Below are 19,448 nucleotides of genomic sequence, written 5' to 3'. Positions count from 1 at the left end.
TCACATAAACTTTTTCGTTCTGCTCGTCGCCTCTGCATGGCGCGGATCGTCCGGCCAGTAGTGCTTTGGATAGCGTCCTTTTAGCTCTTTTTTGACATCACTGTACGAACCGTTCCAAAAGCCGACCAGATTCCGTGTTACCTGTATCGGACGGCGGGCAGGGGAGAGCAGATGGATCAACAGCGGAATTTTGCCCTCCATGATGCTCGGATGCTCACACATTCCGAAAACCTCCTGAATCCGTACCGCCAGAATAACCGCTTCGGGATCGGAATAATCGAGTGCGATGCTGCTTCCGGTAGGGGCGGTAAAATGGGTGGGCAGCAAGATGTCCAATCGCTTCGTCTGCTCCCAGGTGAGCTGAGAGGAAAGTATCGCGTAGAGATCGAGGGATTCACACTCTTTGAGTGAGCTTTGGGACGTGAGATGGGGTGAGAGCCATGTCTCTAAAGAGGCCAGAAGCGCTTCGTCGCTAAAATTGCCGAACGATTGATCCGGATTATAATGATGGAGGGCTCGGAGACGCTGAAGCAGCGAGAGGGCTTTAGGTGCGCTAAACAGCGTCTGCAACCCTTGTGCTCGAATCCCCTCTATCAGGGCTTGTTTGAGCGATGCAGCGTCGGGATTGGGAAGAGGGCGCGATTCGATGATGATCGCACCCAGACGACGGAGCTCTCGGGCCTCGACCCGTTTTGACTCGCTGTTCCAGAGAATCGCTTCTTCGTTCATAAAGAGTTCGGGATTGTGTGTTTCCAATAGATCGATGTCCAAAGGAGCACAGCGGTAGATCCGTGCCATCGTCGCATCTCCGTCACTCTCAGCAATCACGAGCCACTCTTCGCCATACAGGTCGTCATCGCGCGATAAAACCGCTTCTTTTCCGTTGCTGAGGAGATATTTATCCCCTTTTTGGGTGCGCAAACGTCCGATCCGGTCGGGATAGGCGAGGGCGAGTAAAAGGGCGATCATGGAAGAGGGAAACTCCGGCGACAAACGCAGGGAGACCTTCAACCGGTTCGAAAGTTCTTTCGCCGTTTTCAGGACGGCTTCGGAAGCTTCTGCCAGGGTAAAAGAAAGAGGCTTTCCGTGGAGCCGATCGCTCAGAACCCAAAACCGTTCCCGGATATCGGAGCTTCGCTGGACGGTTCGGGAAAAGAGATCGCGTTCGCTCAGCAGGGATGCGAGGAGGATCGCTTCGCTTTGGAATCCGAGAGCTTTGGCCGTTACGATCATGTGTGCGAGCCTCGGATGAATACCGAGCCCCATGATTTCTTTTCCGTGGGCCGTGATGTTCCCTTTTTCATCGGTCGCACCGAGAGTCCGTAAGAGTTCCATTCCGTGCGAAAGTGCTTTTCGCGGAGGCGGATCGATCCATGTGAGCTCCGAATCACCCCATGCACTGAGTTCGAGGGACAGCGGCGTGAGGTCGCAGACGCGGATTTCGGCTTCTTTGTGGGGGGTGAGGGCATGATGGGCGCTCTCGCTCCAAAGACGATAGCATGTGCCGCTGCTCAGGCGTCCGGCTCGTCCTGCACGCTGCGCTGCGGAGGCACGGGAAATCTTTTGGGTCACGAGACGCTCCATCCCGCTTCGAGGATCAAACGTGAGTACTTTTTCCAGACCCGAATCGACGACGACGGTAATCCCCTCGATGGTTAGGCTCGTTTCGGCGATGTTGGTGGCAAGGACGATTTTACGTTTCGAAGAGGGGGCAATCGCCCGCTCCTGGTCGGCTTTTGAGAGCTCGCCGTATAGCGGGGAGATGAGGATGTCCATTGGTGAACAATGGTCTCTCAACAAAGCTTCGAGTGTTTTGATCTCACGGGTTCCGGGCAAAAAGACGAGGATGCTTCCTTCCTCTTTCTGGAGGATGCTTTGGAGGGAATTCATCAGTGCCGGAACGATCTTTTTAGCCTCTATCGGGGGAGAATTCGGCGGCAAATGTTCGATCGTGATCGGATAGCTGCGTCCTTCGCTGGTAATAAGGGGGGGATGATTCAAGAGCGTTTGCAAGGCATCGGTGTCGAGTGTTGCCGACATCACCAAGATCTTGAGATCTTCCCGGAGAAACTCCTGAGACTGGAGTGCAAAGGCGAGGGAGAGATCGCTGTGGAGGTGCCGCTCATGGAACTCATCGAAGATAATGAGGGCAATGTGTTCAAGGGAGGGATCACGTTGGAGCATTCGGGTCAGAATACCCTCGGTGACAACGAGAATTTTGGTCTGTTCTGAGACCTTCTTTTCGGCGCGGATTTGATAGCCGACCCGTTCCCCTACGTTTTCACCCAATAGGCTTGCCATCCGTGCCGCGGCGCTTCGGGCGGCGATACGGCGGGGTTCCAGCATAATGATCTGTTTTCCCTCTAGCCACGGCTCTTCCAAAAGAGAGAGCGGGACAACGGTTGTTTTTCCCGCACCCGGAGGGGCTTGGAGGATGAGACGGTTCGAGGAGCGAAGGGCGATCCGAATCGCTTCGGTCACCTCATGGATCGGCAGAGGGGCGGTGTTCACTTAGGAGACGGGTTTATCGATCTGTTTCGTAGCGGTAGTCTCCACACGGAGAAGACCCGCAGCGGTATAGACATTGCGCGGGTTCCAGAGGATCCATCCGCAGCTTCCGAAGTCTTCCGCCGCACGGATCTGGTCGCGGATCTCTTTGTCTCCGTAGATTCGGCGGTCAAACGCATAATCGCGGAAGGCTTGGAGCCATGGGCGATATGAGAGGGGAGAACCGCCCGATTTTTCGAGGGCTTTGTCTAGAGAGTGTTTAACGATCTCATAGTTTGCCGCAACGGGATTGGTAAATCCGGGAATCCCCGCATTGAAACCGCTCGGATAAAGCATAGGAGAGAGATAGTCTACATACGGTGCCATCGCATCGACCCGCTGGCCGATCTCGATATCGGCATTATGCCAGCTCACGTATCCGAAAATATCGGCAGAGATAAAGACATTGTAGGGAAGCAGACGCGTTCGTGCACGCTCCAAAAATCCGGTGATGGTTTTGACCCGCTCGGCTTGGGTGTTTTCGACGGAAAATTTAATCCCTTTACGGTCAGGAAAACGGATGTAGTCGAACTGAATCTCATCGAAACCTGCCGCCGCACTCTCTTCGGCAATGGAGATGATGTAGTCCCATGCACCTCTTTGGGAAGGGTCAAGCCAATAAAGACCCTCTTTGTCTTTGAACATGCTACCATCGGTTTTCTTCACTCCCCACTGCGGATTGGCGGTAACCAAAGGGGTGTCCTTGAAACAGACGATACGGGCGATAGTGTAAATTCCCTCTTTTTTCAAATCGGCGATAAACTTGGGAAGGTCTTTAAACAGAATGGTTTGTTGTGCACCGATTTTGTTGGCGGTCGGATTGGCCGTTTTGTAGGCGATCTGGCCGCGGTCCATTTTGATATCGATGACGAGGGCATTCACTTCGGTCGTACGGATGATCTCTTTTGCGTTGCGCATGATATTGCCGTTGGTTGCTCCGAAGCTGGAGAGATAGATGGCTTTCGGAACCACGGTATCGAGGTACATTCTGCCGCCGCTTTTGTAAAACTTGCGGTTATATCCCAGTGCACGGACACCGATATGTTTAGATGAAGGGACGGTGAATGTCCCGTTGGAGTCGGTACGGTACTCTGTAGAGTTTGAAATGACGATCGCATTGGCAATCGGTTTTTTGGTGATGCTGTCGAGGACGGTACCGGTTATTGCGGCACCCCATGTTAATGCCGATAATGCTGCTAAAAGCACAATTGCTCTCACTCTTTTCTCCCTGTTAAATCAATTGCCGTATCGTAGCAAAAAAAATACCATAAATGGGAGGGTTGAAGCGATAAAATGTTAATATATATTAACAAGATACCAAAAAGGTAATATTACGATGTCATTTACGACTTTAGGGCTAACTCCCCACCTCCTCGATACCCTCGCAGAAAAAGGGTACACTGAGCCGACTCCGATTCAGACTCAGGTCATTCCTCTCGTATTGCGGGGACGCGATATCCTCGGAGCCGCACAAACCGGTACCGGCAAAACAGCCGCATTTGCACTTCCGATTATCCAAAAACTATGTGCTGTGGCCGATGCAAAACATTCCAGTGCACGCGCTTTGGTGATCGTACCGACACGCGAGCTGGCATCTCAGGTCGCATCGGCCATCGAGACGTATGCAGAGGGGCTTGAAGTCACGTGCATCGCCCTCTATGGCGGAGCGAACATGGCACGCCAGGCCAAAGAGCTGGGAGAGGGTATCGATATCATCGTCGCCACTCCGGGACGTTTGATCGAACTGAACAAGCAAGGGCATGTCCCCCTCTCAAAAATCGAATATTTGGTCTTTGACGAAGCCGATACTATTTTTGATATGGGCTTTATCCGTGAAGTGGGACAGATCATCGATCTTCTCCCTCTGAACCGCCAGAATATGCTCTTTTCGGCAACCCTGACCCCGGCTGTAAAACAGTTGAGCGAGAAAATTCTCAAAAAACCGCTTCTGGTGGAAATCGACAACCTAAAAGCTGCCGACATGACATTGCGTCAAGTCGTTCATCCGGTCGAAAAAGCGCGTAAAAAAGAGCTGTTGTCGTTTTTGATCGGCTCAAACAACTATCCTCAGGTCCTCGTCTTTACCCGTACCAAAATTGAAGCCGATGAGGTGAGCAAAGAACTGACCTTAAGCGGTTTGAAAAATGTCGTGATTCACGGCGATAAAAAACACGGTGCCAGAGACCGTGCACTCACTGAGTTTCGAGACGGAACCGCACGCATCCTCGTCGCGACCGATATTGCCGCACGCGGTTTGGATATCGAAGGGCTTCCGGTCGTCATCAACTACGATATTCCCCACGTCAGTACCGACTACCTCCACCGTATCGGCCGTACGGGCCGTGCAGGAAACGAAGGGTTGGCGATCACGCTTCTCTCCTCCGCTGAGCACCACTCATGGGAAAAAATCATCGCAATGCTGGGTAAAAATGTCGAAACGATTCTCGTTGAGGGATTTGAGCCTCCTGCAAGCGAAGGACTTTTGAAAACACGCGGCAAAAGCATGAGCAAAGATATCGAGAAAAAAGGGAAGACTGCCGGAGCTTTCGGTAACAAGCGTAAAAAAGAGCCGGTTCAGTCGAAATTTGCCTCTAAACGGGGACCGCGTGTCGCACGCGATGACCTCTCTGGTAATAGCAATACAGGAAGAGACAGCGCTTTCGGCAACTCTAAAAAACCTTCACCGAAAAAATCAGGCGGGCGCGGAAGATAAACATAAATAAATTAATATAAATTTTTATAATCTATAAGATACAATAGCCAACCCTAACTCTATTCTCAGGAGAAGCTATGCGGTATCTTGCAATTTTTTTCCTCATAATGGTGTTGAATGCAGACGCCGGAATCATCCGTAACTGGATCGACAGCCGTCCAAATGTAACATCTCCTGCCCCAATGAAAAAACTCTCCGACATTATTTACGGGGTCGACAAAAAACAAAAAATCGATCTCTATCTCCCGTATAAACCGAAAGATGCTCCGATCATCGTCATGGTCCACGGCGGCGGATGGCATACCGGAGACAAGAGGTCGGATAATGTGGTGAGCAATAAAAGAGATCGATGGGTACCCAAAGGGGTGATCTTCGCTTCTATCAATTACCGTCTTCTTCCCAAATCAGGTCCGTTAGAGCAAGCCGATGATATAGCACAGGCTTTAGCCTATATCCAGATGCACGGATCGGAGTGGGGGGGAGATACATCGAAGATCATTTTGATGGGGCACTCGGCGGGAGGGCATTTGGTGAGCCTCATCTCTGCGCATCCTTCGGCCTATTCTTCCCGGGGGCTCAAGCCATGGCTGGGGACGGTGTCGCTCGACAGTGCGGTGATGGACCTGCCGATGCTGATGAATACGCGCCATTATGATCTCTACGATGAAGCTTTCGGAACCGATGCCGCGTATTGGGAAGCGAACTCGCCCTATCACCGTTTGCAGCGGGATGTCAGTCCGATGCTGCTGGTATGCTCAACCGAACGCCCCGACAAGCCGTGTATCCAAGCAGAACATTTCGCTAAAAAAGTGAAAGAGCTCGGGGGAAGGGCAGAGATCACGCCGCAGCCTTTAACGCATGGAGCCATCAACGACGAGCTCGGGAAGTCCAATGGCTATACCGATAGGGTAGAACAGTTTATGGTCTCATTAGGGATTAAAATTTAGAGGCGATAGTTGCTATCGCCCCCCTTTATCGGCTAAAGGGGAGCCGTTGAGGAAAGATATTAAAGATTAGTGGCTTTGGTGAAACTCTAAGACCTCTTTGATCTCTTCCGGAGTTGCTTCATGGATATCCAAAACCGTCCCCTCAAAAACGAGGTCCATTCCCGCGAGCGGATGATTGCCGTCCATTGTGGCATGGTCTCCATTGATTTCGGTGACGGTATAGATGATGACATCATCAGAATCCTCTTCAAAATATCCATCCAGTTCCATACCGACACTTACCTCTACCGGCAACTCGCTGAGTGCTTCAGAAATAACCAGGGAAGGATCATACTCTCCGAATGCCTTATCCGCGGACAGGGTGATTGTAAACGACTCTCCGACGCTTTTCCCTTCTAACGCTTTTTCGACCGTTGGAAAGATGTGGCCGTAATTACCGTGGAGATAGACGAGAGACTCCTCTTCTTCGTGGAGAAGATTCCCTTCGGTGTCGTTGATATGATAGTCGAGAGTGACGATACAGTTTTTGGTAATGGTCATGAGATTCCTTAGGGTAATGGTATAAGAATAGGGTTGAATGCTTTGGTCGAGATTATAGCGTGTCCACCCACACGCAGTTCTGAAGCCTCGAGTGAGCTGAGTACGGTACGAACGACGGAGGAACCTACGAGGAGGGTGACGATCATGGCCGGGAAATCCTCCTCGATTTTGAGCACCTCTCCGATAAGCTGCAGTTTTCCGCTGAGCGTTTGGGGGCTGAAGAACTCCATAGGAGGACAGATCCGTTTGATCTGCCCCGATTCGATTTGTGCCAAACGGTCGGAGAGTTTGACCGTCTCGGCGATGTCATGGCTTACGAGCAGCGTCGTGACATCGAGCCGATTATGGAGCAGTGTAAGCTCGTCCTGGAGTTTTTGGCGCATCAGAGGATCCAGTGCTGACAGCGGTTCATCGAGGAGGAGAATCTTAGGACGGCGCACTAAAGCCCGGGCGAGTGCGACCCGCTGTTTCTGACCCCCTGAGAGTGTTGAGGGGAGGCGGCCGGAGAGAGCACTCAGTTCGACGAGTTCGATCAGCTCATCGACGTTGTGACGCTGTTCGGCGGATTCTGCGGCAAAGAGAAGGTTCTCCCGTACGCTCATTGTAGGGAAAAGGGCATAGTCCTGGAAGACAAATCCGATGCTCCGTTTTTGGGGAGGGAGATTTATCTTTTTCGTACTGTCAAACCATACCTCGCCGTCGACTTCGATCACTCCGCTATCGGGTTTTTCCAATCCGGCAATGAGGCGCATCAAAGTCGTTTTTCCGGCTCCGGAGGGACCAAAAAGGGTAAGGAACTCACCATCATGGATTTCAAGTTCAAAAGTCGCCTGCAGTATCCCCTCTGCGGTATCGAGCTGTTTTGTAATATTAAGAAATATCATCGAATACCGCCCAGCGATTTTTTATTGAGAGTATAGACGAGAAGCAGTATCGCAAAGGTGACCGCAAAGAGGGTGAGTGCGTACTGGTGGGCTAAGGTATAGTTGAGCGATTCGACCTCGTCATAGATCGCGATCGACGCGACGCGGGTCTCGCCGGGGATATTTCCCCCAATCATGAGGATGACTCCGAACTCTCCGACCGTATGGGCAAATGCGAGGACGATCCCGGAGATAAGCCCATGCCGGATACTCGGGAGGATCACCCGTACCATCGTCTGCAGTTTCGATTTTCCGAGGGTATAGGCCGCTTCAAAAATAGAGGGAGGGACTTGAGAGAGAGCCGATTGGATCGGATGAACCATAAAGGGGAGGCTAAAGATGACCGAACCGATGACAAGCCCCTCAAAGCTAAAGGCCAATCGTATCCCGTGCTCCGTCAGAAAACTGCCGATAGCCGAAGCGGGGCTGTAGGCCAAAAGGAGATAAAACCCCAAAACCGACGGCGGCAATACGAGAGGCATAGAGACAACCGTTTCGAGGACACTTTTAAACCGCATACGGCTAAAAACCAGGAACGAGGCCAGGGGGATGGCAATAACCAGCAAGATCAGTGTCGTAATGGAGGCGAGTTTAAAGGTCAGCACCATCGTGCTGATGAATTCAGATTCCATGCGTTCCTCGCAGTAATGATATTTCGCTCGGCTGAACCATCCACGAGACTTCGTCGCCTTCACCTATCGCGAGGGTATCAAACGTCAATGTCGGCACGAGTGCCGTAATCGTCGTCTCTTGATAGGTAAGGATGATCTGGGAGAGGACGACTCCGCGCTCTATAGTACGGACAACCGCGCGCTGTGTATTTGCCGTTGCGGCAATGAGAGTTTTGGAGAGGATCACTTCGGTCTCTTTGAATGCCAAGGTAACGGGGGTGTTCAGCAAAACATCCTCCTGCGAAGCTTCGGCGAGAAGAAGGTAAAAAGTGTCATGATTGACAGCAACCCCTAAACAGGAGAGATGCTCAGAGGAGGTAACGGAGGTGATGGTGGCATTTAAAAGATTCATAGCGGCTCTATTATAACTTTGATATCGGCACTTGGTGCGTTGTAAGGCGATGAGGTGACGATCATATCGACTCCGGAGCCCGCATATTCGGCAATATTTTTCACGCTGATCCCTCCGGTGGCGATGAGGGTGATATAGGGGTAGTCGTTTCGCAAAATCCGCACCGCGTCGGAGAGTTTGGTGAGGGGCATTTTTTCGAGCTGGAGAATGTCGGCCCCCATCGAGGCGAATTTCAGCGCCTCGGCAATGTCTCTCGCTTCGATGATGATTTTTTTCTCCGGATTGGCTTTCTTGACCTGCTTTAGCGCTTCTTCAAATGCCTCGTTGCCCGGAAAAAAGATTCGGTGATAGTCGAAAACGAGAATCGATTCGGAGAGTCCCAGCCGGTGCGCGACACCGCCGCCGGATTCGACGGCCTTGATGGCGATTTTTTTCGTAAACGGGGCTGTCTTACGCGTTGTGGCGACCACTATATCAGGATTGATACTACGCGCTAACAGCACCGCTTCGCGGGTATAGGTGGCGATGCCTCCTGCATAATCGAGAAGGTTCTGGACGCTTTTCCAGATGCGGTGGATATTTCCCGCTTCCCCCCGGGCTTCGAGGAAAACACTTTTCGGGGGGACAAGGGTACCGGATTTGACGTATCCGTCAATTTCCAGACCGTACAGGCCGCATAAGCGTATCGCTTCTTCGGTACAGGAAGCGACGAGAGGGCGCTCACGCGTCGCGAAAGTGATCCGGGCACGCTGAGTATCGATTCCGAGGCTTTTCGTCGTTAGATCACCATAGGGGACGTCTTCGCAAAGGAGAGATTCGAGCTCGTGATCGCTGAGAGTAATCATTTGGCGGTCTCCCATCCGATAAATGCCCAGTTGACAGCGCGGGGCTGAGAGTTTTGAGCGATGATCACCTCTTTATAATACTCTCTTGCTTTACGTTGATGTTCCTCTTCGAGACTTCCGATACTCCAGATCAGCGATTCGACGAACTCATCTTCGCTTCCGATCCGGACACTTCCCCGTCCTGTTTCAATGTAGTCGATACGGGGGAGATACCCCTGAGAGTACAGGATGATCGGGATGTACCAGTAATCAGGTTTTGTTTTGATCTTTTTACCGATGTAATCGAGGATACTCATATCGACGAAACTTCCCCCCACTTTGTAGGTGAGATAGCATCCGCGGCGCGCATGGGAAGACATTTTTGAGAGTGCGGCATCGACATCGGAGACCTCCATGGATCTTGAAGCGACGACAATATCGATCGGCGGCAAGTGGCTCCAGTCATCCTCCCAACCAATATGATATGTTTTAATATTAGTTACCCCTTCGCTCGCCGCATAAGCTTTTAGCTCTTCGAGCATTTGTGCGGAGAAATCGATCGCGATCACCTCTTTGACCCGTTTTGCCAAAGGGATAGCAAGGGTACCCGGCCCGCATCCGATGTCCAAAACCACTTCATCTCCGGTAATGTTCATACGGGAGATAAAATCGTTCACGTAGGGGCTGTTAATGACGGAGGCTGCCATATCGGCTGATTTTTCGTCCCAGTCGCTGCTGGTTTTTCCTTTGAAATCCGTTGTGGCTTTGTGTTCACGGTACATCGCAGCAAAATCAATCGGTTCTAAAAACATGGTATCTCCTAAGTTTATTATTATACTGAAATATCGGGGAGATCGACTCTCCCCGGCGGATCAAATTTTACGCACGGCAGGGGTTAGAAGGTATAACCGATATTGGCGAAAAATTCTCGTCCGGCAACCGGGAATCCCAAATCGTACTGGACGAGTTTATCGGTGAGGTTTTTGATACCGGCTTCCGCGGTGATATGTGCCGTCGGTTTATAGATCGCTTTGAGATCAAATGTCGTAAAGGAAGGGGTGATGATATAAGAATAATCGGTGATTTGATCATAAGCCCCCTTGCGGAATTTCATATCGCCATAGAGTGCAACATTCGCTCCAACATCGACTTGGGTATAAGCAAAGAGCTGATGTCTGGGGACATCGGTCCGTTTAATACTTTCGTCCGTTCTATTTTTAACACTGATATACGAGTAGTTGCCGCCGGCTTCGAGGCCGTCGGATTGGTAGTTGAACTCAGCTTCCACTCCGCGATGATCAAAACTTCCGACATTTTGGTTTTGCAATAGCCCTGATGACGTATGCAGAACACTCTGGATGGCATCATCCACACGGGTAAAATAACCGTTTAATCGTGTGGAGAAAGCACCGAGATTTTTTTGGTAGCTGAGTTCGTAATGGGTGGCTACTTCGTTATCAAGGTCCGGATTCGGGACATAGCTGTTGAATTTACGCGAATAGCGGTCCTTCATTGTCGGCATATAGGTTTTTCGGGAGATACTGGCACGGATTTTGGACGTGGCATCCGGGGAAAAAACGACAGCCGCTTCCGGATTGAAGGCACTTTGGGTTCTGAGCGCAAGCATGTCGATATAGGCGGTATTGGTATCATAGATTTTGTCTCCTTCACGGCGGTCATAACTGAACCCTCCTAAAATTTGCCACTGCGACGAGTGGGTGTAGACATCTTCAAATCCGAAGGAAACAGTATGGTCTTCGTAGTTTTCGCTCATCGTTTCTGCATCGGTTGTTTTGCTGATATCGTATCCCTTGTGGACATCTTTTTTATAGTTGGCGGCGGCGGTGAGGAAATGTTTATCCAATTCAACACCGTACTCGAGACGCGCCCCGGCACTGTAATCGTCGTAGCGGCTTTTGAAGGTCGAGCCGAAACTATTAAAAGTGGAATAGGTGTTGTTCGCATAGGAATAAAGAGAGTTTTGGAACTTGTCATAATAGGCAAGCGCTTTTAGATAGCTGTTTCCAAAGTTCTTTTGTCCGGTGATAAAGAGAGACTCTTTGTCCCAATACGGCCAATCCCAGTATCGGACGCTGTTGTATGCGGAGTTGGTACTCGGAGGTTGTTGCTTTTGAGCGTTTTGGTTGGAATAACCGATCGCGATTTCGCTTCCGTCATCGGCAATATATCCACCTTTAAGACTGATTTTGTAGTCCTCGGATTGTGAACGCAGCCGATCCCCCTTAGGTTGAACACTTCCGGCGACGGGAGAATAATCATCGCTAAGGCTAAAATGGCTTTGATCGCTGTACACGGCACCGAGTTGAGCGTAGAGATGATCTTGACGTGTTCCGATATTCAAGGATGCTGTCTTGCGGGAGAGTGCGGTATCGCTGTCGAGTACCATTCCCGCTTTGATATCCCCTTCGAGTGCTTTTGTCGGACGTTTGGAGATGATATTGACAACGCCCCCCATCGTATTGGCGCCGTAGGCAATCGAGGAAAACCCTTTGGCTACATCGATTTGGGCAATGTCTGATGTGAGGAATCGGTCATAGTCAAAGTTTCCGTCATAAGGGACATAAACAGGAATACCGTCGATGAATACACCGACGCGTTTGGCGTCAAATCCGCGTATACTGACGGTCGTTTCGTTTCGGGCTCCCATCATTCCCAAACTGACACCGCTGGTGTTGTCGAGCGCATCGGCAACGGTTTCGGAGTTTTGCTTGGCAATGGTTTCTGAGCTTATCGTTTGCTCAAAGGGGCTATCTTCGAGGGGTGTATTGAGAACATTGATCTGTCCTAGAGTAAAGGTATCGGCCAGTACCGCTGAGGCAGCCAGCGACACGAGTATCAAGTGTTTCGTCATGTTTTTTCCTTAAGTCAGATATGGGGTCGAATGTGGGTATTGAAAACGTTTAGCATTGCGCGGTTTTGAGATGCACAGGCGGATGAAGGTTTTAAGATGAGATGGACATCGGGGAGCTCCTTTTGAATTGTTTTAATGGTTTTGAGACATTCTATATACGTTCCGAGTATGGCATTGTCAAAAAAATTTTGACCGTCAAAAAAGGCTTCACGCTCTGATAAAATGGCGTCGTATTGCTCCCGGTTCCATTTCGGCGGCGGGATCTCAGACGATGCGGCACGCATCGATTTGACGAAATGATCGACGGAAGGGCGGGCGATGCGGTAGGCATCATCATAGCTATCAGCGACACAAAAGACCCTCATTAAGACGATCTCCGGATGGATACCGGCAACCCTGTGATAGAGCTTTTGGGCTTCAAGGCATTCATCCAGACTCGCTCCCTGAGACATTAGCAATCCATATCCATGACGCGCGGCAAAACGGATCGTATCAGGATTGGCAAAGGTGGCGACGAAAAACGGGATCCGCTTTTGAAGCGGTTTAGGTTGGAGATTTGGATTCTCAAAAGAGGTAAATGTTCCGCGGTAGGTTGGATTTTTTGCATGCAATAGTTCGTCGATCGCTTCGGTGATCTCAAACATAGCATTACGAAGATTGTCGGGATCACGGCTAAAATATTTGGTATCGGGTGCGAATCCCCCTTTGGCAAATCCGGCATTGATCCGTCCTCCGGAGAGATGATCCAACACGGCGATACTTTCGGCAAGACGAAGCGGATGGTAAAAAGGGGCCAAAAATCCAGCCGTTCCCAGTCGGATACATCCGGTACGTGCCGCTGCATAGGCGATCATCGCACACGGGTCCGGGATGACGCTGAATCCGTTGAAATGGTGCTCACCGAACCACGCCTCATCAAAGCCCAATTGATCGGCAAGCTCCACGAGGCGCAGCTGCTCCATAATACTCTCCTGAACATTGCCTTCGAAATGTTCGGTAAGACAAAAGAGACCTATTTTCATGACTGTTTCCCGAAAAAAAGTTTAGTAAACCGTTGGGTTTCTTTCTCCAGAGAACCTGGAAGAAGATCGGGATAAAACGAGTGGATAAGCCATCGAATCCCCATTAGACGCATAAACGACGGCGGACGGGTGATATAGTTGAACGGCAGGGAAGGGACGGAGAGAATATGTCCGGTTTTGACTGCACGAAGGGATTGCCATTGCGGATTCGATCTGACTGAAGCCGCAAAAGCATCTTCCATCGCGATAATGACATCCGGGTCGGCGAGGAGAATCGTTTCCAACGAAATTTTCTCCATCCCGTAGTTGGAACTCATCGTACAGTTGAGAGCATTTTTCGCCCCGCTGTAGGTAAAAGGTTCGAGATGAAACGATCCGGTACACTCACTGGAAAGACCGTCCAGACTTTCGGCGAAGTAGTAACGGACATTTTTGCGTTGATCGAGTTGTCCTTGCAGCGATTGGATAAGTCCTAAGGTCTCCCGGGTATAGATAATGAGGTCTTGGGCGCGCTTCATATTTCCCGTAAGCTTGCCGTAGAGTTGGAATTGGGTGATTAAATCGTTAATCGATTCGTTGTGAATCATCAGGACGGGGATACCGAGCATTGTGATTTTTTTCAGTTGACTCTCAGCTCCCGTCGCTTTGCCCCACATGAGGATGACATCAGGTCTGATGGCGGCCAAGTTTTCGAAATTCGGGGTTTGTCCCTGACCGAAATAGCCGCCTGCTACAGGTTTGGATGCGGCAGCACCGACGAAAGGTTTTTGCTCCTCTTTGAACGGTGTGTTGAGGGCAGCTACGAGGGAGGGATCAAAGGCCAAGAGACTCATCGTCAGCGGAGGGGAAGCAGCATAGATTTTGGTCACTTTGTCGGGCAGTTGTACCGAACGTCCGTAATCATCGATAATGATGCGGGCTTGGGCAATCGTGCCGGTCAGTAGAAGAGCTGTAAATAGGGCTAATAATTTCATCGGAGTCCTCGGCTAAAAGTTGGGATGCACCATATACGGCGGTTGTGGGTGATGAGGTCGGCATCGATGTCATACACTTGTCGTATCATGGGAGAGGTGATTACGTCATCGGGTGATCCGTCAGCGACAATCTTTCCATGGTTCATCACGACGACACGGCTGGATACCATGAGGGCATGATCGGGGTAGTGGGTCGTCTTGAGAAAGGTATACCCCTGGGAACTGAGCTGAGCGATAAGTTCCAACAGACGGATCTGGTTGCCATAATCAAGACCCGACACCGGCTCGTCCATGATAAACGTATCGACCTCCTGCGTCAGGGCGCGTGCGAGGAGCACCATCTGTTTTTGTCCTCCGCTGAGCTGTCCGAACGGTCTTTCCGAGAGATGATCGATCCCTATCCGAGAGAGAGATTCAAAGGCGATATCGCGGTCGTTAGCGGAGGGGACGGCAAAAAGCCCCAGTTTCGAAATCCGTCCCATCATCACCATCTCCAACACGGAGTAGTTGAACGGGACATTATGATATTGGGGAATATAAGCAATATGGGATGCGATTTCTTTGTGCGAATAGTTGTGAATCGATTTATGATTGAGCCATACCTCTCCGCGATGGGCGCGTAAAAGTCTGAGCATGATTCGGATCAGGGTGCTTTTCCCGCAGCCGTTAGGACCGAGAAGACTGACCACTTCACCGCGATGCAGGCTCAAATCAACTCCCTCTAAGACCGGACGTGTCGGATAGGAGAAGTGCAGATCATTGACGGTGAGAATAGGATTTAGTTCCATGCTGCCCTCGCATTTTTGAGTACGATAATAAAGACGGGAATACCGATGAGCGATGTGAGGATACCGATAGGGATCTCGACGCTAAGTGCCAATCGCGAGACGGAGTCGGCCAAGAGTAAAAATATCCCCCCTGCGAGTGCCGATAAAGGTAACAGCAGCCGATGGGACGGTCCAACTGCCATACGGATGATATGGGGGATGATAAGACCGACCCAACCGATGATTCCGGCCATGACGACCGAGAGAGAACTGGCAAGCGTGGCTAACACTATTGCGGTGAAACGGATCAGAGGAACATTGATTCCCAGCGCTTTGGCCTCTTCATCCCCGAGACTGAGAAGATCGAAATATTTCGAGAGGAGGATCAGTCCGCCGATACTCAAAAGCATCGGAACACTCACGAGCAGCACTCCGTTTAAATCAGCCATCGTGAGGCTTCCCATAAGCCAGTAGACGATTGCGGGGAGGGTGCTATAGGGATCGGCGGTATATTTGATGATCGAGAGGAGTGCGGTAAAGAGCGAACCGCTGATAACGCCTCCGAGTACGAGCATAATAGTCGAACGGGAGTTTGTCACCATCGATCCGATCATAACCGATACCGCAACGGCAACAAAACCGAAGGTAAAGGCCAATATTTGAACGACATACCAATGCTCGCTAATGAGCATCCCCAGCGCCGCACCGAACGATGCCCCGGCTAAAACACCGAGTATCCCCGGTGAGACGAGTGGGTTGACAAACATGGCCTGAAATGCCGCTCCCGATACGGCGAGAGACGAGCCGATCAAGATTGCCAGAAGGACACGCGGAAGACGGATCTGTATGATGATGTTATCGAGCAGGGCATAGGTATCGTTGCCGATACCTCCGAATAGTTTAAACCGGAAATAATCGATCAACGTTGAAGCGTCGATTGGATATTGTCCCCAGAGTAATGATAAAACGGCAAGTATGGCCAGCAGGGCCGATGCACCGATTATCCAGCCGATAGGTTTGAGCGAATTCATCATATTCCTTAGAATTTCAGGTTTACACTGCCGAAAAGCCCAAACGGTGCTCCGGTCTGATAGGTACTTGCCGTTCCGGTCGCTGCCAAAAAGTTGTCGGCGGCATTGATAGTCGCGATGTATTTTTCATTGGTCAGATTAGTTGCCGTAAGACGGAATAGGGCATTGTGGGAACCCATGAACTCTCTCATGCGGTAGGCCAAATCAAAATCGACAACGGTAAAGGGATCCACTTTTTGGGTATTGGCGACATCTCCCCATCGGCTGGAGGTGTAACGGGCACTCGGTGTGAGTGTCCAGTCACCGACGTGATATGAAAGAGCCGCTTTTGCCATATATTTCGGTGCATCGGGGAGCTGTTTCCCGTCCGTATTAACGGTTGTGGTTGCACCGCTTTGGAAGTTTTGGGTAAATTGATAGCGGTTGTACGAGAGTCCGAGCAAAAGTTCCAACTGTTCATTGATCGGACCGTAAGCGGAAAACTCCGCCCCGTATCCGAGGGCATCTCCGATATTGGCGGGATAGCTGACACCGAATGAGGGATCATAAATATTAGCCTGTTTATTTTGGACGAAAGAGACAAAAAGGCTCGGGTTGAGAGTGAGCCCTCCGAGGGTTGTTTTGACCCCTATATCGATGTTGTCGGAAAGTTCCAAATCGAGTTTGTCCCACAGTTGCTGCAACGTAACATTCTGTGCGACAAAATTAGCACGGTTGGAGAGGTAGGTCGGAAAGAGGTTGACGTCAAACCCGTAGGTGCGGGAATAATCGATGTATCCTGTGGTTGAGGGAGTCATCGCATATCCAACATAGAGGGACGGGATGAACGTATTAAAGGTCTTGGCTTCGACGCTTGCCCAGGGATCAACCGCTGTTGAGGCAATAGCTGTATCGTAATCAGAGCTGGTCGCAGCCGTGGCGTTAGCGGTATGGCTTTTGAGCGAACCGAGCTTGAACGACTGGTACTGCGCTCCGGCAACATAGGTCAAACGATCGATCGTACCGCTGATCTGTGCGAACGGTGCTTGGAGAACGTGGTAGTCGTTATCGGCGAGGACACCGTAGCCGTCATATACCAAATTTCCGTTTACCACTTTGTATTTTATCTGATCGCTCGGAGGCCCCGGAGGGAGCTGTTTGTGATACCAGTAGCCGATTTTGGTTTTCAGTGCCTCGGAGAAGGTGTGATCATAAGCTGCGGTTGCACCGTAGAGATCATGATCCATGCGCCAGTTCATGACACGCTGTTTGGCCGCGACGGTATCGAATTTAGAAAACCAATAGCTCCCCTCGTCTTTTTTATAATAGGGTTTGATGGTGATTGTATCGTTTGTTGTCGGTCTGTATTCAAAATCCCCCAAAAGAGAGCTGGTGATAAAACTCTGCTTGTTCCAGTCGTAATAGTTGACGTCATTGGATGCTGTCGGCTGAGAAGAGGCAAAATCTTTGTTAAAGTTGGCTCCCAAATCGCTTGCTTCGGCATAGGAGAGGTTGTAATAGTTGTGATGATTATCCGAGTTGCGGATGGCGGTGATTTTGGCTTTAAATGCATTATTAGGCGTGTAGGTGACCCCTACGGTGCCGTTGAGCCGTTTAAGATCACCTTCCCCTTTGGTTTTATCGTTGGAGAGATGGGAAAACGAACCGAATACCGCCACATCACCGATCTTTCCCGAGTCGAAACGGACAAAGGTACGCATAAAATTATCACTTCCGAACGATTGCGATACTTCGGCTCCCGCACGTGATCGCGCAGAGAGAAGATTCATATCGACTTTACCGATGAGACTTGAAAAACCGAGGTTCTTATCGACGGGAAGGTACCCTTTGAGCAGATCGATCGAGCTGACATTTTCCATATCGAGGAGCTGTTTTCCCCCTCCCGGATTACTGGAGATCGGCATGCCGTCGATCATATAAACTCCCCCTGGACCGCTTTGGCTTTTTCCGCGGATACGGATAGGGTCATGATAGGACGGTTCGTTGGATCCCGCAGGATCGACAGGGGTAAAGTTTACCGACGGCGAATAGGCGATAACGCTGTAAGGGTTCATATTCGCTTGAGTCGAAAGCGTCGCAATGCTTTTGCTCGTAAAGGTCTGATTGGCGCTGCTCAGATTCGAATCGGCAATCATGCTGTCCCCGTCATCGAGAGTATCGCTGATCATGATGCGTTCAATCCCGATCGGATTGGCGGCAAGGACCGCACATGCAGCGATCGAGATCATAAGAGGTGAGAGTTTCATTGGTTGGCTCCTAATAGGTTTTTGGTTTGTTCATCACTCAGGTTGACACGTAAAAAAAGATTGTAGAACTCTTTTGTACGTTTGGTCATATTCGCTTTGTATTCGTTAGGGTGGAACTTTTGAGCGAGCCACTGTATCCCTAGAACACGCATAAAAGAGGGCGGACGGTCGATCCAGTTAAACGGCTGAATCGGTACCAGGTGGATACGTCCGGATTTGACGGCACGGAGGTTATGCCACAGCGGATCAGAGGTGAGATCCGTATAAACGGAGCTGTTTTGAACGATAATCACATCGGGATCGTAGGTCAGAAGTGTTTCAAATGTGATTTTTTCCAATCCTAACAGGCCGCTTTGTTGACATTTATGGACATTTTCCCCTCCGGCAAAATTGAGCGCTTCGATATGGAACGATTGATCGCATTCTGTTGAAAGCCCGTCAAGCCCTTCGGCATAGTAATAGCGTGTCGGTTTTGCTTTGGAGACACGGTTGTGAACCTCGCTGATTATCCCCTCGGAATATTTGGCGAGGACAACGCCTCTTTTGTGCTCCCCGATTGCATCCCCTGCGAGACGAAACGCACGAGGCATATCGTTGATCTTTCGAAAGGGGATCATAAAGGTCGGAATATTCGTTTTGGCGATTTCCTTAGCGACGGTTTGGACCATCATGTCGTCTTGCCACAACAAGACGAGTTGGGGCTTATAGGCCATGAGTGTTTCGAGATTGATACTCTGTCCTCCGCCGTGAAAGGATCCGATAACGGGGAGTGAGAGAAACTTTTGAGACAAAATTTGCGGATCTGCACCGTTATTAGCGTTTTTAGCCTTGAAATTGAGGCCGATCATTTTCTCAGGGTTGAGGGCATAGAGGAGATAGTTCATCGGCGGAGATGAACCGAAAACCCGATCCGTTTGATCGGGCAGGGTGGCAATACGGCCATCCATATCCGTGAGCGTTTTGGCATGAAGCGTTAAGCCGACCAACGGTATGAGCAGTAAAGAAAAAAGGGTTCTCAT

17 protein-coding genes are annotated in these 19,448 nt (G+C 50.4%); 2 read left to right on the top strand and 15 right to left on the bottom strand.

Annotated features, from left to right (window positions below; all coding sequences use genetic code 11):
* Complete coding sequence (gene hrpB / locus WAO38_RS09030) at positions 1–2,511, bottom strand: ATP-dependent helicase HrpB (protein WP_422236377.1); 2,511 nt, start codon at positions 2,509–2,511, stop codon at positions 1–3.
* A complete protein-coding gene (locus tag WAO38_RS09025; RefSeq protein WP_422236375.1) occupies positions 2,512–3,765 on the bottom strand; it encodes a putative glycoside hydrolase in 1,254 nt (417 codons plus the stop codon).
* Between the two features lie 118 nt (positions 3,766–3,883).
* Here WAO38_RS09025 and WAO38_RS09020 point away from each other — a divergent pair, with 118 nt between their 5' ends.
* Positions 3,884–5,260 (top strand): DEAD/DEAH box helicase, encoded by a 1,377-nt coding sequence (locus WAO38_RS09020; protein ID WP_422236373.1) that lies wholly within the window; start codon positions 3,884–3,886, stop codon positions 5,258–5,260.
* 77 nt (positions 5,261–5,337) lie between these two features.
* Positions 5,338–6,207 carry an alpha/beta hydrolase gene (locus WAO38_RS09015; protein WP_422236371.1) on the top strand — a complete coding sequence of 290 codons (870 nt, stop codon included), beginning with the start codon at positions 5,338–5,340 and terminating at the stop codon, positions 6,205–6,207.
* Between the two features lie 66 nt (positions 6,208–6,273).
* Here the strand turns inward: WAO38_RS09015 and WAO38_RS09010 are convergent, their stop codons facing one another.
* The 13 genes from WAO38_RS09010 to WAO38_RS08950 all read right to left on the bottom strand — a co-directional run bounded on the left by WAO38_RS09010 (position 6,274) and on the right by WAO38_RS08950 (position 19,448).
* Positions 6,274–6,747, bottom strand: coding sequence for an FKBP-type peptidyl-prolyl cis-trans isomerase (locus WAO38_RS09010; protein WP_422236369.1), 474 nt, complete (start codon positions 6,745–6,747; stop codon positions 6,274–6,276).
* A gap of 8 nt (positions 6,748–6,755) precedes the next feature.
* Entirely contained in the window at positions 6,756–7,631 is an 876-nt protein-coding gene (locus tag WAO38_RS09005) for a sulfate/molybdate ABC transporter ATP-binding protein (RefSeq protein ID WP_422236368.1), read from the bottom strand.
* On the bottom strand, positions 7,628–8,302 hold the full coding sequence (gene modB / locus WAO38_RS09000; RefSeq protein WP_422236367.1) for a molybdate ABC transporter permease subunit: 675 nt from the start codon (positions 8,300–8,302) through the stop codon (positions 7,628–7,630). Before modB ends, WAO38_RS09005 begins: the two co-directional genes overlap by 4 nt.
* Positions 8,292–8,693, bottom strand: coding sequence for a hypothetical protein (locus WAO38_RS08995; protein ID WP_422236365.1), 402 nt, complete (start codon positions 8,691–8,693; stop codon positions 8,292–8,294). Before WAO38_RS08995 ends, modB begins: the two co-directional genes overlap by 11 nt.
* Positions 8,690–9,538, bottom strand: coding sequence for a ModD protein (gene modD / locus WAO38_RS08990; RefSeq protein ID WP_422236363.1), 849 nt, complete (start codon positions 9,536–9,538; stop codon positions 8,690–8,692). Before modD ends, WAO38_RS08995 begins: the two co-directional genes overlap by 4 nt.
* A complete protein-coding gene (locus WAO38_RS08985) occupies positions 9,535–10,329 on the bottom strand; it encodes a class I SAM-dependent methyltransferase (protein WP_422236361.1) in 795 nt (264 codons plus the stop codon). Before WAO38_RS08985 ends, modD begins: the two co-directional genes overlap by 4 nt.
* Positions 10,330–10,412: 83 nt before the next feature.
* Entirely contained in the window at positions 10,413–12,389 is a 1,977-nt protein-coding gene (locus WAO38_RS08980) for a TonB-dependent receptor plug domain-containing protein (RefSeq protein WP_422236359.1), read from the bottom strand.
* Positions 12,390–12,403: 14 nt separating this feature from the next.
* A complete protein-coding gene (locus tag WAO38_RS08975; protein ID WP_422236357.1) occupies positions 12,404–13,411 on the bottom strand; it encodes an LLM class flavin-dependent oxidoreductase in 1,008 nt (335 codons plus the stop codon).
* Positions 13,408–14,385: an ABC transporter substrate-binding protein gene (locus WAO38_RS08970; RefSeq protein ID WP_422236355.1), complete on the bottom strand. Its 978-nt coding sequence runs from the start codon at positions 14,383–14,385 to the stop codon at positions 13,408–13,410. The genes WAO38_RS08975 and WAO38_RS08970 overlap by 4 nt, the downstream gene beginning before the upstream one ends.
* Positions 14,382–15,173: an ABC transporter ATP-binding protein gene (locus WAO38_RS08965; RefSeq protein ID WP_422236353.1), complete on the bottom strand. Its 792-nt coding sequence runs from the start codon at positions 15,171–15,173 to the stop codon at positions 14,382–14,384. Before WAO38_RS08965 ends, WAO38_RS08970 begins: the two co-directional genes overlap by 4 nt.
* Positions 15,164–16,183, bottom strand: coding sequence for a FecCD family ABC transporter permease (locus WAO38_RS08960; RefSeq protein WP_422236351.1), 1,020 nt, complete (start codon positions 16,181–16,183; stop codon positions 15,164–15,166). The genes WAO38_RS08965 and WAO38_RS08960 overlap by 10 nt, the downstream gene beginning before the upstream one ends.
* Positions 16,184–16,191: 8 nt before the next feature.
* Complete coding sequence (locus WAO38_RS08955; RefSeq protein WP_422236349.1) at positions 16,192–18,429, bottom strand: TonB-dependent receptor; 2,238 nt, start codon at positions 18,427–18,429, stop codon at positions 16,192–16,194.
* Positions 18,426–19,448 carry an ABC transporter substrate-binding protein gene (locus WAO38_RS08950; protein WP_422236347.1) on the bottom strand — a complete coding sequence of 341 codons (1,023 nt, stop codon included), beginning with the start codon at positions 19,446–19,448 and terminating at the stop codon, positions 18,426–18,428. The genes WAO38_RS08955 and WAO38_RS08950 overlap by 4 nt, the downstream gene beginning before the upstream one ends.

Source organism: Sulfuricurvum sp. (assembly GCF_049277495.1).
In the GTDB taxonomy this organism is placed as follows: domain Bacteria; phylum Campylobacterota; class Campylobacteria; order Campylobacterales; family Sulfurimonadaceae; genus Sulfuricurvum.
This window is presented reverse-complemented; position numbering and strand designations above follow the sequence as displayed.

What these genes read in the sequence shown, in the direction of transcription:
- WAO38_RS09020 (WP_422236373.1), top strand. Translation starts at nt 3,884, where the DNA reads ATGTCATTTACGACTTTAGGGCTAACTCCCCACCTCCTCGATACCCTC.
- WAO38_RS09015 (WP_422236371.1), top strand. Translation starts at nt 5,338, where the DNA reads ATGCGGTATCTTGCAATTTTTTTCCTCATAATGGTGTTGAATGCAGAC.
- WAO38_RS09010 (WP_422236369.1), bottom strand. Translation starts at nt 6,747, where the DNA reads ATGACCATTACCAAAAACTGTATCGTCACTCTCGACTATCATATCAAC.
- WAO38_RS09005 (WP_422236368.1), bottom strand. Translation starts at nt 7,631, where the DNA reads ATGATATTTCTTAATATTACAAAACAGCTCGATACCGCAGAGGGGATA.
- modB (WP_422236367.1), bottom strand. Translation starts at nt 8,302, where the DNA reads ATGGAATCTGAATTCATCAGCACGATGGTGCTGACCTTTAAACTCGCC.
- WAO38_RS08995 (WP_422236365.1), bottom strand. Translation starts at nt 8,693, where the DNA reads ATGAATCTTTTAAATGCCACCATCACCTCCGTTACCTCCTCTGAGCAT.
- modD (WP_422236363.1), bottom strand. Translation starts at nt 9,538, where the DNA reads ATGATTACTCTCAGCGATCACGAGCTCGAATCTCTCCTTTGCGAAGAC.
- WAO38_RS08985 (WP_422236361.1), bottom strand. Translation starts at nt 10,329, where the DNA reads ATGTTTTTAGAACCGATTGATTTTGCTGCGATGTACCGTGAACACAAA.
- WAO38_RS08980 (WP_422236359.1), bottom strand. Translation starts at nt 12,389, where the DNA reads ATGACGAAACACTTGATACTCGTGTCGCTGGCTGCCTCAGCGGTACTG.
- WAO38_RS08975 (WP_422236357.1), bottom strand. Translation starts at nt 13,411, where the DNA reads ATGAAAATAGGTCTCTTTTGTCTTACCGAACATTTCGAAGGCAATGTT.
- WAO38_RS08970 (WP_422236355.1), bottom strand. Translation starts at nt 14,385, where the DNA reads ATGAAATTATTAGCCCTATTTACAGCTCTTCTACTGACCGGCACGATT.
- WAO38_RS08965 (WP_422236353.1), bottom strand. Translation starts at nt 15,173, where the DNA reads ATGGAACTAAATCCTATTCTCACCGTCAATGATCTGCACTTCTCCTAT.
- WAO38_RS08960 (WP_422236351.1), bottom strand. Translation starts at nt 16,183, where the DNA reads ATGAATTCGCTCAAACCTATCGGCTGGATAATCGGTGCATCGGCCCTG.
- WAO38_RS08955 (WP_422236349.1), bottom strand. Translation starts at nt 18,429, where the DNA reads ATGAAACTCTCACCTCTTATGATCTCGATCGCTGCATGTGCGGTCCTT.
- WAO38_RS08950 (WP_422236347.1), bottom strand. Translation starts at nt 19,448, where the DNA reads ATGAGAACCCTTTTTTCTTTACTGCTCATACCGTTGGTCGGCTTAACG.